Annotated in this window: 19 protein-coding genes; 13 read left to right on the top strand and 6 right to left on the bottom strand. The window is 43.2% G+C overall.

Features of this window, described 5'->3' with window-relative positions; genetic code table 11:
• Window positions 1–20: 20 nt before the first annotated feature.
• Window positions 21–959, bottom strand: coding sequence for a M23 family metallopeptidase (locus ACI35L_RS02585; protein ID WP_439802175.1), 939 nt, complete (start codon window positions 957–959; stop codon window positions 21–23).
• Between the two features lie 109 nt (window positions 960–1,068).
• Window positions 1,069–1,638: a YhcN/YlaJ family sporulation lipoprotein gene (locus tag ACI35L_RS02580; RefSeq protein ID WP_439802166.1), complete on the bottom strand. Its 570-nt coding sequence runs from the start codon at window positions 1,636–1,638 to the stop codon at window positions 1,069–1,071.
• Between the two features lie 116 nt (window positions 1,639–1,754).
• On the opposite strand from ACI35L_RS02580, the gene ACI35L_RS02575 reads away from it, so the two are divergent.
• Window positions 1,755–2,030, top strand: coding sequence for a YutD family protein (locus ACI35L_RS02575; protein WP_049669649.1), 276 nt, complete (start codon window positions 1,755–1,757; stop codon window positions 2,028–2,030).
• Window positions 2,031–2,134: 104 nt separating this feature from the next.
• On the opposite strand, the gene ACI35L_RS02570 is transcribed toward ACI35L_RS02575, so the two are convergent.
• Window positions 2,135–2,401 carry a DUF3055 domain-containing protein gene (locus tag ACI35L_RS02570; RefSeq protein ID WP_439802165.1) on the bottom strand — a complete coding sequence of 89 codons (267 nt, stop codon included), beginning with the start codon at window positions 2,399–2,401 and terminating at the stop codon, window positions 2,135–2,137.
• 253 nt (window positions 2,402–2,654) lie between these two features.
• Between ACI35L_RS02570 and ACI35L_RS02565 the strand changes: the two genes are divergently transcribed.
• Both ACI35L_RS02565 and ACI35L_RS02560 read left to right on the top strand, forming a co-directional pair.
• Window positions 2,655–3,104 carry a DUF86 domain-containing protein gene (locus tag ACI35L_RS02565; protein WP_049669652.1) on the top strand — a complete coding sequence of 150 codons (450 nt, stop codon included), beginning with the start codon at window positions 2,655–2,657 and terminating at the stop codon, window positions 3,102–3,104.
• A 151-nt stretch (window positions 3,105–3,255) separates the two neighbouring features.
• Window positions 3,256–4,020 carry a TIGR01457 family HAD-type hydrolase gene (locus tag ACI35L_RS02560; RefSeq protein WP_049672751.1) on the top strand — a complete coding sequence of 255 codons (765 nt, stop codon included), beginning with the start codon at window positions 3,256–3,258 and terminating at the stop codon, window positions 4,018–4,020.
• Window positions 4,021–4,075: 55 nt separating this feature from the next.
• Here ACI35L_RS02560 and ACI35L_RS02555 read toward each other — a convergent pair whose 3' ends face one another.
• The gene (locus ACI35L_RS02555) at window positions 4,076–4,573 is read right to left on the bottom strand and encodes a phosphatidylglycerophosphatase A family protein (protein WP_049672752.1); all 498 of its coding nucleotides are present in this window, start codon (window positions 4,571–4,573) and stop codon (window positions 4,076–4,078) included.
• A 171-nt stretch (window positions 4,574–4,744) separates the two neighbouring features.
• Here ACI35L_RS02555 and yutH point away from each other — a divergent pair, with 171 nt between their 5' ends.
• From yutH to thrB, 4 genes are all read left to right on the top strand, one after another.
• The gene (gene yutH, locus ACI35L_RS02550; protein ID WP_049669653.1) at window positions 4,745–5,758 is read left to right on the top strand and encodes a spore coat putative kinase YutH; all 1,014 of its coding nucleotides are present in this window, start codon (window positions 4,745–4,747) and stop codon (window positions 5,756–5,758) included.
• 152 nt (window positions 5,759–5,910) lie between these two features.
• Window positions 5,911–7,209 carry a homoserine dehydrogenase gene (locus ACI35L_RS02545; RefSeq protein WP_049669654.1) on the top strand — a complete coding sequence of 433 codons (1,299 nt, stop codon included), beginning with the start codon at window positions 5,911–5,913 and terminating at the stop codon, window positions 7,207–7,209.
• Entirely contained in the window at window positions 7,209–8,270 is a 1,062-nt protein-coding gene (gene thrC / locus ACI35L_RS02540; protein WP_049669655.1) for a threonine synthase, read from the top strand. The genes ACI35L_RS02545 and thrC overlap by 1 nt, the downstream gene beginning before the upstream one ends.
• Entirely contained in the window at window positions 8,267–9,172 is a 906-nt protein-coding gene (gene thrB / locus ACI35L_RS02535) for a homoserine kinase (protein ID WP_049669656.1), read from the top strand. Before thrC ends, thrB begins: the two co-directional genes overlap by 4 nt.
• A 47-nt stretch (window positions 9,173–9,219) precedes the next feature.
• Here thrB and ACI35L_RS02530 read toward each other — a convergent pair whose 3' ends face one another.
• Window positions 9,220–9,462 carry a NifU family protein gene (locus tag ACI35L_RS02530; protein WP_231589579.1) on the bottom strand — a complete coding sequence of 81 codons (243 nt, stop codon included), beginning with the start codon at window positions 9,460–9,462 and terminating at the stop codon, window positions 9,220–9,222.
• Window positions 9,463–9,599: 137 nt separating this feature from the next.
• Here ACI35L_RS02530 and ACI35L_RS02525 point away from each other — a divergent pair, with 137 nt between their 5' ends.
• The 5 genes from ACI35L_RS02525 (at window position 9,600) to ACI35L_RS02505 (ending at window position 13,530) form a co-directional block, all read left to right on the top strand.
• Window positions 9,600–9,920, top strand: coding sequence for a YuzD family protein (locus ACI35L_RS02525; RefSeq protein ID WP_049669658.1), 321 nt, complete (start codon window positions 9,600–9,602; stop codon window positions 9,918–9,920).
• 248 nt (window positions 9,921–10,168) lie between these two features.
• Window positions 10,169–10,864, top strand: coding sequence for a response regulator transcription factor (locus tag ACI35L_RS02520; protein ID WP_049669659.1), 696 nt, complete (start codon window positions 10,169–10,171; stop codon window positions 10,862–10,864).
• Entirely contained in the window at window positions 10,865–11,803 is a 939-nt protein-coding gene (locus tag ACI35L_RS02515; protein ID WP_053103707.1) for a sensor histidine kinase, read from the top strand. It begins immediately after the preceding gene.
• Window positions 11,804–11,936: 133 nt separating this feature from the next.
• Window positions 11,937–12,860: an ATP-binding cassette domain-containing protein gene (locus ACI35L_RS02510; RefSeq protein WP_049669660.1), complete on the top strand. Its 924-nt coding sequence runs from the start codon at window positions 11,937–11,939 to the stop codon at window positions 12,858–12,860.
• A complete protein-coding gene (locus ACI35L_RS02505; protein ID WP_049669661.1) occupies window positions 12,853–13,530 on the top strand; it encodes an ABC transporter permease in 678 nt (225 codons plus the stop codon). Before ACI35L_RS02510 ends, ACI35L_RS02505 begins: the two co-directional genes overlap by 8 nt.
• Window positions 13,531–13,557: 27 nt before the next feature.
• On the opposite strand, the gene ACI35L_RS02500 is transcribed toward ACI35L_RS02505, so the two are convergent.
• On the bottom strand, window positions 13,558–13,722 hold the full coding sequence (locus ACI35L_RS02500; protein WP_156185541.1) for a hypothetical protein: 165 nt from the start codon (window positions 13,720–13,722) through the stop codon (window positions 13,558–13,560).
• A 140-nt stretch (window positions 13,723–13,862) separates the two neighbouring features.
• Here ACI35L_RS02500 and ACI35L_RS02495 point away from each other — a divergent pair, with 140 nt between their 5' ends.
• Window positions 13,863–14,774, top strand: a complete 912-nt coding sequence (locus ACI35L_RS02495) for a class I SAM-dependent methyltransferase (protein ID WP_439802164.1) — start codon at window positions 13,863–13,865, stop codon at window positions 14,772–14,774.
• Window positions 14,775–14,780: the final 6 nt, after the last annotated feature.

The following is a 14,780-nucleotide window of genomic DNA, read 5'->3' as shown; positions in this document are numbered from 1 at the left end:
CGATCATCGGCTCCTTTTATTTAATGGCGTAATGCGGCTTTTTCTTTCCGTTCCCATACACGGAGATATGGATAAGGGTCAAAGGACCATTCCGTTCGTCCATTTTCCTTGTACATACCATAATGGAGGTGTGGAGGAAATTTGCCGGCTGTTCCTGGTGGACCGTATCCAGAACTGCCAACACCGCCTAGCATGGTTCCTGGTTCGACCAGCTGGCCAACCTTCACATCCTTTGCGAATCCGTTCAGGTGTGCGAAATAATGGTACGTATTATTAATGTCTCGGATGCCGATTCGCCAGCCTCCGAATTTATTCCAGCCCTTTAACTCGATGATGCCGTAACAGGTCGAGCGAACAGGCACGCCATATCCAGCAAAGATATCTGTTCCTTCATGTGTCCGTCGTCCGCCCCAGCCTCTTGCGACACCCCAAGTGCTGTTATAGGTGTAATGGCTTCCCATCGGGAGGGGGAATATCTTCCTCTGCAGATCAATGGTTTGGTGTTTCTTGAATAGTTCAGCATTGCTCATGATGATGCTGACAGCCCGGTCCCGTTTATAATATTCCCATACCCCGATTCTGAAGTTATCCTTATCAGCGCCGTAGGACATGATATAGTGGGTAATCGCGGCCAGTTGGTCATATTCATTCTTAATGTCCGCTTTCCCATCCTGGTCTCCATCCTTGCCCATACCCTCGAAGAAGGTGATGGATAGGGGGTCTGTATCTTCTTGATTGGGATTGGCAAGACCGCTCCATTTATTTGGGGGAATCATGATGCTGAGTGTTCCGGTTGGGTCGGGCAAATCGTTCCTTGCAAGGCGTACACTGCGCTCATATTGGTCAAAGGCGGCTATGTAGTACCAGGGCAGCTGGGTGGATGCTTCAACTCGTTTATATAAGTCCATCCGCTGCTTAATCAATTCCTGCTCCTCATTATTTGCTTGTGCAGCCAGCATGGAATCCGGGCAGGCTGCAGCTGCACATATAGATAAGAGGAGAAGGGACAGTAAGCGATAGATCACCTGTGTCACTCCTTTCGCTGATTGTTCTTGATAGATGTTATTCTTAATCAAATGCCGTAATATGCTCCATCTTCTTAATGATTTTTTCTTTATTTTCCGCATCAGACCCGTTGGCAGAAGAGTAGCTGGACATATTCTCAAGTACATCAATGAAGCTAGGGTCATCTGTGATATATATTTGATAATAATCAGGTGCGATATGGCTGATGTTTTCCCGGATATTTCGCCGTATCAAATCAGGACGAGTTCCTTCGGGATGGTAAGCAAGCAATATTTCTTCATCCGTGACAAGTGTGCTGGCATCCTTGACTCCGGGGATTTGCACGCATAGTGTCGTCACGATGGTAGCTAAATCATCCCGTTTAATGGCAGGAACAGGTTTATCCTCCCGGTTGGCATAATAAGCGGAACGCTGCTGGCGTTCATAGCCGTATTTGTTGTCATTTGCACTTGAATCAATCCCGGAATCACTGAACATGTCTTGGTCATAGGACACATAATCTGTATTAATTTGTTCGGTATGATTTATTGGGTGATGTTGCCCGATATCGGAACTTTCGCAGGCGGAAAGAAGGAAGAAAGTAAATAAGCAGCTAACAATCGGCCAATTCATGGATAAATGCACCTCCTTTTATCGTAGTTTGACCCAGATGTTAAAAATACTTCATGGTTATATGTGGAGAATGTTATAATAAAGGAACAGGTATGCTAAGAGTAAGAGGTGAACAAATGATCAGCATTAATAATTCTCAATATGAAATTCTAGAGGAGCGCGGTGAGGGATTTAATGAGGAAGCCTTCAAAAGCCGTTTCAGTGAAATATTGAACCGTTATGATTATATCTTAGGGGATTGGGGCTATGGACAGCTCCGCCTAAAAGGATTTTTTGATGACCAAAATCAAAAAGCCTCTTATGACAACAAAATCAGCACCATCAAGGAATATTTATATGAATACTGTAACTTCGGATGCTCCTACTTCATCCTTCGCAAAACGAAAAAGTAAAAGCTGCCGAAAAGAGGCAGCTTACAGACTGCAGGCTTAACCGGATGGTTTTTGTCTGCAGTTTTTTTTATGTATTCATGTGTTGGTAGTTAATGCTTATCCCGCTAAATGACTTCATATAAGAAATCCTTCCATTCTGCCGCTTCCTCTTCAGAAAGTCTGAAGGCATGCTCTAAATAGCCGGGTTCTTCAAGATCATCAGATCCAATGATAGCGAAGCGATTTCCCTGCATATCAAGGACAAGCGTCTTTCCGTAGAACCGATCTGTTCTAAGCAGCGCCAGGTCAATGCGGGCGCTTTCCCCCATGAAGCTGACAAAACGTGTTTTCGTATCATAAGTATCATCATATAGAAAGAAACGTTCTTGCATGAATGTTTGTTCCTCCTCTCCCAAATGATGTGATTGATTGAATCATACCAAAATAATCGAGTGATTTGTTTAGATAATTCTAGTTTTTATCATTTTTCTGCCAATAATTTTGGGAACAAGGTATAATGAGACGGGAGGATGCAGGCTTTAGGAGCAGTAATCGTTTGGCCATGACAGCCCCAACTTCTTGAACTTTTGTATTGAATTCATTAAGCTTAAGACAAGACAGCGCAGCCAAAGGAGGAGTATCAACATGTATTTCGTCGATCGGGAAGCGATTGAGGATAAATTGCATTACTTGGTGAGACAAATAGACTTATTTGAGGAAAAGGGAAGCTTTGATCAATCAGAATACGATCAATTGATTTTAGAGCGCCTCGCACATACAATGATTGATGCAGTCTTAGATATAGGCAATGCCATGATTGATGGGTTTATCATGAGAGACCCGGGCAGCTATGAGGACATTATTGATATTTTAGTTGATGAGCAAGTGATTGATACAGATATGGAGACGCCATTTAAGGCCATGCTGCCGTTCAGAAAGATCCTTGTACAGGATTATACACATACCGAACATGGCGAATTGCTGGCTGCTGTCAGAGAGAATCTTTCAGCCTTTAAGGCCTATCCGGAAAAGATTAGTGCTTATTTAGAGAAAGAGCTCGGAGTTGTAACCGCTTTTATCCCGCGGGAATCATAAGCTTTTATGAATACTGGGTGGAGAGTCATTTCTTAGGAAGTGGCTCTTTTTAGTCTGGAATCATAGTCTCCAAATAGAGGGAGGCTTACACTTTGGAGAGCATTGTGATAAAGTAATGGAGAAACTATTACGTCTGGAGAGAAATCTGCGTATGAAAGAATACAAAGGCTACTTAATTGATTTAGATGGAACGATGTATAAAGGGACTGAACGGATTCTAGAAGCGGTTCATTTTGTGCAAAACCTTCAAAAGAAGGGTATCCCTTATTTATTTGTTACGAATAACTCTTCACGCACACCGGAGCAGGTAGCGGAAAAACTGCGTGAATTTGAAATCCCGGCAACAGCTGAGCAAGTGTTCACGACGAGCATGGCGACAGCCAATTATATTGAAGAGAAGAAGCCAGATGCATCAGTCTATATCATTGGGGAAGACGGCATCATTGAGGCTTGCAGGAATAAAGGCTTTGCGTTCAAAAAGGAAGATGCTGACTTTGTTATTGTCGGGCTTGACCGCAGCGTAAACTATGAGAAGCTTTCTGTAGCTTGCCTGGCAGTCAGAAATGGAGCAACCTTTATTTCCACGAATGGAGATATCGCCATTCCAACTGAACGCGGACTGCTGCCAGGAAATGGATCCATCACATCTGTTGTAACCGTATCAACGAAAACGGAGCCAATCTTCATCGGTAAGCCGGAATCCATTATTATGGAGCAGGCGATGAAGGTGCTTGGTGTTTCTAAAGAAGAAACCTTGATGGTCGGGGATAATTATGACACGGACATCATGGCTGGAATCAATGCCGGTGTTGATACATTACTTGTCCACACAGGCGTTACGACAAGACAGCATATGGAGATTCATGAGAAGAAGCCGACCTATGCGATTGATTCACTTGATGAGTGGAAGATTTAAGGTAATAAAAACGCACGAGAGCCTAAGCTTTCGTGCGTTTTCTTTATAGATCCGCTTAGTCCAGGTTTTCCGCCCGGTGTGCGAGTCTGCTTGAAGCTGCTGCGGCAATCGCTCCAACAATATCATCAAGGAAGGTGTGGCACTCCCCGCTTGTCTTATCATTCAGTCGCTGTAGAATGCCGGGCTTTTGTTTATCGATAAATCCGTAATTAGTAAATCCAATAGACCCATATACATTGACGATTGAGAAGGCGAGGATTTCATCAACCCCATATAGCCCTTCATCTGTCTTAATGATGGATTGCAGCGGTTCTTCAAGCAATCCCTTTTCAGAGAGTAAATCCAGCTGAATTCCTGTCAAAATGGCATTTTGGACCTCTCGTTTTGACAATACCCGTTCCACATTAGCAATGCACTCATCCAGCTGTAAGTTAGAATGATATTTATGCTGCAGATACATGACTAATTCGCCGATTTCCTTCACGCTGACACCGCGATCGCTTAGCCACTGCCGAGCTGTTTTTTCCGTCATTTCGATAGGCTTTCCTTTCATCTTTCCACCGTCTTCCATCATATTATGAATTGTTTTTATGCAATCCTTTACCTAATAGCTGTACGTATACAATCTATTCTGCCCGAAAGACCGTCATTTACCATATATCTCTTTGTCGAATCATATAGTGAATTAGAGATGCACCGTTAGTATTGGAAAGGAGATAAGAAGATGGATCATGATTCGATTTATACTCATTACGGCTTGTCGGTAGAAAATGAGGTCAAAGCCGGTTCCGTTCATTTATTTAAGAGTGGAATGCAGTCGTTCTTGTATTATGCGGCAACAGGCGATGAACGAGAAATGGATGAACAATATTATATGGCACACCATTTAAATGAACAGGGTGAGCCAGGGGTTTGGCTGCCAATCATGAATCGCGAGCAAAGTATATTAACAGCTGGCCCTGATCAGCAACCGTATATTGTTTGTATGCTGGGCTCTGTCCTTCCTGATATTTACGAACCAGGTAAAGCTCTCGCCATTTTCCATTATAGAGGCCGTACTATTCAGACGCGCATGGACCAGTCCAGCCGCATGGGCAAATGGAAGCAAATGTGGGAGACCCGAATTGACCAATTGGAAAAGGTGTGGAGAGATAAGCTCTTGAGCAAGCCCCAGAATGATTTCGAGAAATTATTTATAGATTCCTATCCATATTATGCAGGTCTTACAGAAAATGCTATTCAATATTTAGTCGACACCGAGCTTGATGATGACCCTGAATTGATGGACGGCGGGACGATTTGCCACACGCGTTACACACCGGAAACATGGGGGAAGAACACGGTTGGAAAGGTGCCGAAGGATTGGGTTTTTGACCATGGGGCGAGAGATATAGCTGAGTATGTCCGTATGTGTTTCCTCGATCAGCCAAATACGTATCATCAAGGAGTCATTCGTTTTTTGCGGCAATACCAATCAATCGCTCCATTCTCAACCTTTACAGCTAAAATGACCTATGCAAGATTACTTCTCCCGATTCATTATTTCGAGACGATTGAAACGTATTATTTCATCCGTTCGGAAGGAGAGAAAGCAAAGCTTGAGGAGCGGCTGGGTCAGTACACAAAGCAATCAAGCCTATATGAACGGATGCTTCATGAGTGGTATGAAATGGCGGGGATTCCTAAAGGAAACAGCAGGATGTCTGTACCAGAATGGATTCAGAGTAAACAAAAATAATATTTGAATATTTGAACAAATTAGAATAAAGAGGTAAGATTGATTTTATTCCAATAAAGATTTAGGTTGGCACATTGGTAGAAATCATCTATAATGTCCATTATAGGTAAACAAATGTCCGTAATATGTGGACATCGTGAGGGGGAGTATGGGTGAAGCCGATTTCAATAGGATTATTAGGGCTTGGTACAGTAGGAACAGGGGTTGTGAAAATCATTACCAATCATCAGGATAAACTGATGCATCAGGTTGGATGCCCTGTGGAAATCAAAAAAATCCTTGTAAAAGATCTTGTAAAAGAGCGAGAGATCATGCTTCCAAGCGGAATGCTGACGACTTCGAGCGATGAGATTATCCATGATCCAGAAATAGATGTCATCATTGAAGTGATTGGCGGTGTGGAGGAGACACGGGATCTGCTTCTTCAAGCTTTGGAGAACAAAAAACATGTTGTTACAGCAAATAAGGACTTGATGGCTGTTTATGGACCAGAGCTTTTAAATGTAGCATCCAATAATGGCTGTGACCTCTTTTACGAGGCTAGTGTAGCCGGCGGCATTCCTATCCTGCGCGGGCTGGTGGACGGGCTCGCCTCTGACCGGATTACGAAGATGATGGGTATAGTGAATGGAACAACGAATTACATCTTGACAAAGATGTGCAAGGAGAAGCTCTCCTATGAAGATGCGCTGAAGAAAGCACAGGAGCTTGGCTTTGCGGAAACTGATCCAACTGCAGATGTCGGCGGACTGGATGCTGCACGGAAGATGGCGATTCTAGCGACTCTTGGGTTCTCCATGACCATCGATTTGGATGACGTAAAGGTGCAGGGGATTACGGGTGTATCAGATGAGGACTTGACCTTCAGCCAAAAGCTTGGATATACAATGAAGCTGATTGGTCTTGCTCAGAGATGCGAGGAGGATAAAGTGGAGGTCAGCGTTGAGCCGACCCTGCTTCCGGTCGATCATCCGCTGGCGATGGTGAATGATGAATATAATGCTGTCTATGTGTATGGTGAAGCGGTAGGAGAAACGATGTTTTATGGGCCTGGGGCTGGGAGCCTTCCGACCGCAACAGCTGTTGTCAGCGATTTAGTCGCTGTCATGAAGAATATGCGTCTCGGTGTCAATGGAAGCAGTGCTGTACTTCCGCAATTTCCGAAGAAGTTGAAAACAGATGAAGAGATTCGGGGCAAGCATTTTCTCCGCTTGCGTGTGAAGGATGAGATTGGTGTCTTTGCCCAAATCACATCGATATTCGCAGAAGACGGAATCAGCTTTGAGAAAATCATGCAGCTGCCAATCAAGGAGGAGCAGGCATCAGAGATTGTCTTGATCTCTCATGATGCTCCGCTTGCTAATTTTGAGCGAGTACTTGAGAAGCTTGAAACATATGAGAAGGTTGAAGAAATTAAAAGTACGTATAAGGTTGAAGGAGGTCTTGTCTAATGGGATGGAAAGGGTTAATCCAGGAATTCTCGGAGTTCTTGCCAGTGAGCGAAGGCACTCCTGCTTTAAGTCTGCATGAGGGAAATACACCGTTAATTCATTGCCGGAATCTATCAGAGGAATTAGGAATCGAGCTGTATGTCAAATATGAGGGAGCGAATCCAACGGGCTCCTTTAAGGACAGGGGTATGGTTATGGCAGTCGCCAAAGCAATGGAAGAGGGCAGTGATACAATCATTTGCGCCTCTACTGGCAATACATCTGCGGCGGCTGCAGCCTATGCTGCCCGAGCAGGCTTGCGCTGTATCGTCGTTATTCCTGACGGCAAAATCGCGATGGGAAAACTCGCACAGGCTGTCATGTACGGGGCTGAGATTTATGCCATCAAGGGCAACTTTGACCAAGCGCTTGCGATGGTCCGTTCCATTAGCACAAAATATCCTATCACCCTGGTGAATTCAGTAAATCCATATCGTATTGAAGGGCAGAAAACAGCAGCTTTCGAGGTTTGCCGCGATATAGGAAAGGCTCCTGATATTCTTGCGATTCCAGTAGGGAATGCCGGTAATATTACGGCTTATTGGAAAGGCTTCAAGGAATATGATGAATACCATCAATCAGGACTTCCTGAAATGAGAGGGTTTGAAGCAGAAGGGGCAGCGGCCATTGTTCATAATCGTGTATTCGAGGAACCGGAGACGCTGGCCACGGCTATTCGTATCGGTAACCCAGCAAGCTGGGAATTTGCTGTTGCCGCTGCAGAGGAATCGAACGGGCAGATAGATGAAGTATCTGATGAGGAAATCATTCATGCCTATAAGCTGTTGGCACGCAAGGAAGGTGTGTTCGCAGAACCGGCCTCCTGTGCTTCTATCGCCGGTGTAATTAAACAATTACAGAATGGTCAGATGAAGAAAGGGCAGACAGTAGTGGCTGTTTTGACAGGCAATGGGCTGAAGGATCCGAATACAGCAGTCGAATACGGGCATATCACTCCTGTCGTCATTGAAAATGATGAGGAGGAGCTGGTACGGCATTTCGGGAGTGTGGTTTCATCATGAACCAGCCTCCCATGCTGCGCATTCAAATTCCAGCCAGTACGGCTAATCTTGGACCTGGGTTTGACTCGCTTGGAATGGCGCTTGGCCTTTACTTGACGATTGAGGCCTCTCAATCAGACAGATGGGAGGTTATCATAGACTGCAAAGAGCTTCAAGGGCTGCCGGCAGATGAATCGAATTATCTCGTTCGGATGGCGCAAAAAGCGGCAGCATTCTATGGAGCAGAGATGCCTCCGTGCCGATTAAAGGTTAAAAGTGACATCCCGTTGGCAAGGGGACTCGGCAGCAGTGCTTCTGCCATTGTGGCTGGGATTGAGCTCGCCAACGCCTTTTGCTCTCTTAAGTTGGATGAGGAGGAAAAGATGCGTTTTGCCGCCATAGAGGAGGGTCATCCGGATAATGTCGGAGCGGCCATTTATGGCGGATTGGCAGTTGGTATTCAGGGAGAGAATGGTGCTGAAGTTGTCTCCTTGCCAGTTGTCGGGGTTGCGGCTGTTGTGGTGATTCCAGCATTTGAGTTAAAGACAGAGCAGTCGAGGTCCGTCCTCCCATCAGAGCTTGCCTTTGGACAAGCTGTTTCAGCGAGTGCTGCGTCGAATACATTTGTTGCTGCTGTCTGTGCAGGCAACTGGGCGCTTGCTGGCCAGATGATGGAGATGGATCAGTTTCATGAGCCTTACCGCGCTAAACTAATGCCATATTTCGCTGATGTCCGGAGAATCGCCAAAGAATATGGGGCATATGGGACCGCTGTCAGTGGAGCGGGACCAACCATTTTGTCCATTGCCAACTTAGAAAAGGTTCCTGCTATCTATGATGCGCTTCAAGCCTCTTTCCCGGATATGTCCGTTCATCAGGTGCAGTTGGTGAATCATGGTCCTGTCGTAAGGACCATTAAATAAAAAAACAGCGGTTCCCATTGAGGGACCGCTGTTTATCGTTTTGGTCATTAGAATACTTGTTCTACTTCTACAACGCCAGGAACTTCTTCAAGTAGGGCACGCTCGATGCCTGCTTTCAGCGTGATAGTGGAACTAGGGCAGCTTCCGCATGCTCCTAAAAGACGCAGCTTCACGATACCTTCATCCACATCAACCAGTTCACAGTCGCCGCCATCGCGAAGAAGAAATGGACGCAACTTATCAAGAACGTCTTGTACTTGATCAAATAACTCTTGTTCTGCCAAGGCTATCGACTCCTTTCCTAATCATATTATAATGATTTTGCCATGAAAAAGCTATCCACATTCCTTGCAGATTCATTAAAATTTGTTACCGAATTCTAAATTAGGTAAGATGAGGAGAGAAGAAATGAACAGGGGGAATACGCATGAAAATGGCAGAGATCTTTGTTTACGGGGCAGAGCAGATTTGCGCCAGCTGTGTGGGAATGCCGTCATCGAAAGAGACATATGAATGGCTGGAGGCAGCGCTTTCTAGGAAGTTTCCTGAGCAGCCAATCAAGTTTACGTATATTGATATCGAAAGTCCGCCTGATGATCCGACCGTGCGCGAGATTGCTGAAAAGGTTCAAAATGATGAGTATTTTTACCCGTTGGTTGTCATGGACGGTAATGTTCTTGGGGAAGGAAATCCCCGCTTAAAATCAATTTATGAAGCATTAGAGGCTTATGGTTATAAGGGGAAATAAGGAAAGACGCTAAGGCATATGCTTTGGCGTATTTTTTTGTGGGAGAGAATCATAAATTATAGAGTGGATTTTCAAGGACGAAAGCTATGAAGAATATATTTGGCCAATAGCCGTTACAGATTTCAGACAGCTTTTTGCTTAATAGAAGGAATTTCTGAAATGGCCTCGAACATGTCTTTTAAGGGTTAAAGATTTAGGTCAGAGTGTTTAGAATTTGGCTAAGACGCAGAAAGAATGGAAGTGAGCCTATGCAAAGAAGTATTTTGCTTGTAGAGGATGACCGAGATATTAATCGTTTAGTCAAAAGCCACTTGGAACAGGAGAATTTCACGGTATATACTGCCTTTGATGGAGAGGAGGGTTTAGCCCTTTTTCAGAAGTATGAAGTAGATTTAATCTTACTTGATTTAATGCTACCAAAGCTCGGCGGGATGGACTTTCTGAAGGAAGTTAGGACAATAAATGTTGTTCCAGTCTTGATTATCTCGGCTAAAGGGAGTGATTTAGATAAAGCGTTAGGACTAGGTTTCGGTGCTGATGACTATATCAGCAAGCCTTTTTCAATGGTAGAGCTAACTGCCCGGGTACATGCCGCCATTCGCCGGTCAACACAGTACCATACTCCAATAAAATTACCTGCCCAAACAATCCTTCATTTTAAAGAGCTATCCCTTGACCTGACAACTTTTTCAGTCATCGTTAAGGGAAAGAGCATACAGCTAACCTCAAAGGAATTTCATCTTTTAAAGCTATTTATGACGAATCAGAACAGAGTTTTTACAAAGGAGCAAATTTATAGCCTCATTTGGGAGGATGACTATTATGGAAATGAGAATGTAATCAATGTCCATATTAGAAGACTTCGAGAAAAAATAGAAGCCAATCCGTCAAACCCTCAATATATCCGGACGATTTGGGGGATTGGATACAGATTAGGTGAGTGAATGACAACCATTGTAACAGGAATATTTATCGTCGTCTTGCTTGTCATCATTAGCCTTCAGTCTTACCTTTCGTGGAAAATGGCCAGGGACCTGACCAATATACGAAGGCAGCTTTCTGATGTGATTGAACATAGGACGGCTGAAAAGGTATTAATCCAGACCGATCAGAAAACCGTTAAACAATTTCTCATCCAAATTAATCGGCTCCTGGATTACAATCAGCAAGTCATTGCGGACTATGTTAAAACGAAAGAAAGTTTAAGAAAGTTATTAGCGAATATGTCTCATGATTTAAAGACCCCATTAACGGTCATTTTAGGCTATGTGGAAAAGTTAGCTGACGAGAAGAATATAAGTGTAGAAGAACGGAACAAGACACTAGGCCGACTTCATCAGAAAACACTAAATATGGCAGCCATGCTCAATCAATTTTTTGATCTTGTTAAACTTGATTCGGGGGACTATTCCATTCCGCTTAATCGGATTTCAATTAATGAGGTTTGCCGGAGGAATATACTTGATTTTTATGATTTGATGCAATCGAATCATTTTCAGGTGGAAGTTGATATTCCGGAACATCATTATTATATTCTTGGGAATGAGGAGGCCTTAAATCGGATCTTGAGCAATCTCATTCACAATGCCATTCGGTATGGAAGTGATGGAGGTTTTTTTGGGCTGGCTGTTAGAGAAGAGGGTGAGTATATTGCGATTGATGTATGGGATAAAGGAAAAGGAATTGCTAAAGTTCATCAAGAGCAGGTGTTTGAACGATTATTCACGCTCGATGATGCGAGAAATCCGGAATTTCAAGGAAGCGGACTTGGATTAAGCATAACGAAACACCTAGTAGAAGCCATGAAGGGTGACATTCACTTAAGCAGCCAACCATATGAGAAGACGATCTTCACATGTAAGTTCCATCGAATCAAGTATTAAAGGAGAGGTGTTCAAGCAGAACAGCCTCTTTTTTCTATCCATAAGAAACTTAAGGAACTTGTAAGGATTGAGAAAGAAAAAAGATATGTTTACTGCTTATGATGTAAGTAGATAAAGGGAAGGAGAGAACAAAATGAACAGTGTGGTGAGAACGGCAGGATTAACGAAAAAGAAAAAAGGAAAAGACTTGGTAAGCAATATTGACCTTCATATTCATAAAGGGGAAATATACGGGCTCCTTGGCCAAAATGGAGCTGGTAAAACAACAATTCTGAAAATGCTTACAGGAATAACAAGCCCAACAGGCGGAGAGATTGAATTATTCGGACAGAGACTTAATGAACGTTCCAAGTTTATGTTGAAGCGCGTCGGAAGTATTATTGAGTATCCAGTTTTTTTTGAGCACTTAACGGCGATTGAGAATTTGAAGCTCCATTGCGAATATCTAGGCTATTATGATGAGCAAGGAATCAAGCAAGCATTGAATATGGTGCAACTAAAGGGGATTGAGGATAAGCGGGTAAAGGAATTCTCTTTAGGGATGAAGCAAAGGCTTGGAATTGCTAGAGCGATTATTACTAAGCCTGAACTGATTATTCTTGATGAGCCGACAAATGGTCTTGATCCCATTGGGATTAAGGATACGAGGGACTTGATTTTAATGCTTAACAGGGAATACGGTATAACCTTCATCCTGTCGAGTCATATTCTAGGCGAAATGGAGCAGGTTGTAGACAGAATTGGCGTCATCGATAATGGGAGACTGTTAAATGAGGTATCTTTAGAAGAGATAAGAAAGCAACGAACGGATTACATTGAGCTAATGCCGACAAATGTACAAAAAGCACTTTATCTGCTTGAACAGGAACTTCATATTTCAAATATGAAATTGCTTCAAGGGAATAAAATCCGGATTTATGATTTGACGCATTCTCAAAGTGATATTGCCAAATTATTGGTTCACCATGATATTGGCATTGAAGAAATCCAAAAACATACGAGTAACTTGGAAGATTATTTCTATGATCAAATTAATGGGGGAGATAAAGTTGTTTAATCTAATGCGATTAGAATGGAAAAAGCTAAAACGCCTTTCTGTCATTTCTGAAGTGATGATCTACTGGCTCATTCTTATGTTTATGCCCGTATTTTTCATTAAGATTGTGATGCCCTTCATGGGTGAAAGCTATGCGGCAGCCATTGAACTGAATTCGTTTATACAAATGGGACTCATATTGCTTGGGGGCTCCTTGATCAGCCAGGTTTTTATTGAAGAATATAAAAATAAAACAATCTCTCTCTCCTTCGGGTATCCGATTAGTCGGAAAAAGTTGTTTACGGCAAAAGTATTGTTTATCTACATCTTCGTCTTTCTTGCTGCCGTTGGATCGTATGTTTTTACAGGATTAACAACTTATTTGCTTGATCTGATAACTCCTATTATTAACGGCCAGCCAACAAATACGGATATATTTGCTTTTTTTAAAAGTATGATAGCTGGATCACTCATGATTCCCCTGATTAGTTTCATCCCTCTCTTTATCTTTGGTATTTTGACAAGAGGAACAATCCCAACCGTAATATGCTCTATAGTATGTATGAATTTACCTAATTTCTCGACATTCTTACATCTTAACCAGGACCTTATTCTTCTCGTGCTGTGCCTGCTAGGTGCCCTAAGCATCTTTCTTTCCATCAAAACAGCCGAAAGTGCAGGTGAACTTTAGCCGGGATTAGCAACGTCATTATTAATGTCAAAAACCCGCCTTTCTACGAAGGCGGGTTTCGAATTTTTGCAATGGGTAGCTGCTTTCTTCCTCATAGCTGGAACTGAATGATTCAGGGCTGTTCTGGAGAGCCTCTAGCCGAAGCTTGCGGAATTGGTTGACGTCCTCATTAAGCAATGGTCTTATTTTCATGTTTTTCACTCCTTTTAGAGAATTCAAAACACTTGACAAATAAGGCTAATTGTGCTAAAATTTAATATTATTAAAATTGTGTTATAATGAGATTCCCCATAGAGGGGAATCTCATTTTTTTTTGTGGAGGGATATCAATCATGAGCCAAACGAAAGCAAATTTACCCTTGTTGATTTCCGCCTTTGCCCGTGCTTACCACAGTAAGTATGATACGCCAGTTATCTTTAATGATAGCTTGGCCGGGAAACTTATAACGGATGAGGAATATGAGGCAATAAGCGAGCAAATGGTGCAGGGCATCCGCTATTTTAACCCTGAGATTGCTGCTAAATATAATGGACAGCCGGATGAATTGCTGAAGTATATTACACAGGTTCAGCTGGCTCCAACGACCCTGTCTCGTTCAGCTTATTGTGAGAAGGTATTAAAGCATGAGTGTATGCTCGGGGCCTCTCAATATGTCATTCTTGGGGCAGGCTTTGATACATTCAGCATTCGTGAAAGGGAAGCGCAGCCCATTGATATCTTTGAGGTTGATCGGCCGGCAGTTCAGGAGCTGAAAAGGGACAGGCTGGATAAGGCGAATTTGCCAGTTCCGTCTCATCTTCATTTTATCCCGATGGATTTTGAAAATGAATTCTCCCCTGAGGGTCTTATTCAAGAGGGCTTTAAAAAGGTGAAGACCTTCTTCAGCCTGTTAGGTGTCTCTTATTATTTAACTGAAGATGCCTTAAAAGAGCTGCTCATTGAACTGTTTTCACTCGTACCTGAGGGAAGCTCAATTGTGTTTGATTATGCTGATGCGAATACATGGGATGGACATGGCGTTGCAAATCGTGTAGAGAAATTCGTGCAGCTGGCACAAGCGAGCGGTGAGCCAATTAAATCCTGCTATACGTATAGAACAATCGAGAGGCTAGTAGAAGAGGCAGGTCTGCTTGTTTATGAGCACTTGACTCCGGAGATGATTGACGAGCAGTTCTTCGGTGAGCGGGATGATTATTTATCCGCGTTTGAAACGATTCATTTCATTCATGCGGTCAAGAAATAGGATAAC

Origin of the sequence: Pradoshia sp., from assembly GCF_051873915.1 — a bacterium.
GTDB lineage: Bacteria > Bacillota > Bacilli > Bacillales > Pradoshiaceae > Pradoshia.
The sequence above is the reverse complement of the archived record's forward strand: the minus strand, read 5'-3'. Positions and strand labels throughout refer to the sequence as shown.

Coding starts and splice junctions, on each gene's coding strand:
- ACI35L_RS02585 (WP_439802175.1), bottom strand. CDS start 959: ATGCTGGCTGCACAAGCAAATAATGAGGAGCAGGAATTGATTAAGCAG.
- ACI35L_RS02580 (WP_439802166.1), bottom strand. CDS start 1,638: ATGAATTGGCCGATTGTTAGCTGCTTATTTACTTTCTTCCTTCTTTCC.
- ACI35L_RS02575 (WP_049669649.1), top strand. CDS start 1,755: ATGATCAGCATTAATAATTCTCAATATGAAATTCTAGAGGAGCGCGGT.
- ACI35L_RS02570 (WP_439802165.1), bottom strand. CDS start 2,401: ATGCAAGAACGTTTCTTTCTATATGATGATACTTATGATACGAAAACA.
- ACI35L_RS02565 (WP_049669652.1), top strand. CDS start 2,655: ATGTATTTCGTCGATCGGGAAGCGATTGAGGATAAATTGCATTACTTG.
- ACI35L_RS02560 (WP_049672751.1), top strand. CDS start 3,256: ATGAAAGAATACAAAGGCTACTTAATTGATTTAGATGGAACGATGTAT.
- ACI35L_RS02555 (WP_049672752.1), bottom strand. CDS start 4,573: ATGAAAGGAAAGCCTATCGAAATGACGGAAAAAACAGCTCGGCAGTGG.
- yutH (WP_049669653.1), top strand. CDS start 4,745: ATGGATCATGATTCGATTTATACTCATTACGGCTTGTCGGTAGAAAAT.
- thrC (WP_049669655.1), top strand. CDS start 7,209: ATGGGATGGAAAGGGTTAATCCAGGAATTCTCGGAGTTCTTGCCAGTG.
- thrB (WP_049669656.1), top strand. CDS start 8,267: ATGAACCAGCCTCCCATGCTGCGCATTCAAATTCCAGCCAGTACGGCT.
- ACI35L_RS02525 (WP_049669658.1), top strand. CDS start 9,600: ATGAAAATGGCAGAGATCTTTGTTTACGGGGCAGAGCAGATTTGCGCC.
- ACI35L_RS02520 (WP_049669659.1), top strand. CDS start 10,169: ATGCAAAGAAGTATTTTGCTTGTAGAGGATGACCGAGATATTAATCGT.
- ACI35L_RS02515 (WP_053103707.1), top strand. CDS start 10,865: ATGACAACCATTGTAACAGGAATATTTATCGTCGTCTTGCTTGTCATC.
- ACI35L_RS02510 (WP_049669660.1), top strand. CDS start 11,937: ATGAACAGTGTGGTGAGAACGGCAGGATTAACGAAAAAGAAAAAAGGA.
- ACI35L_RS02500 (WP_156185541.1), bottom strand. CDS start 13,722: ATGAAAATAAGACCATTGCTTAATGAGGACGTCAACCAATTCCGCAAG.
- ACI35L_RS02495 (WP_439802164.1), top strand. CDS start 13,863: ATGAGCCAAACGAAAGCAAATTTACCCTTGTTGATTTCCGCCTTTGCC.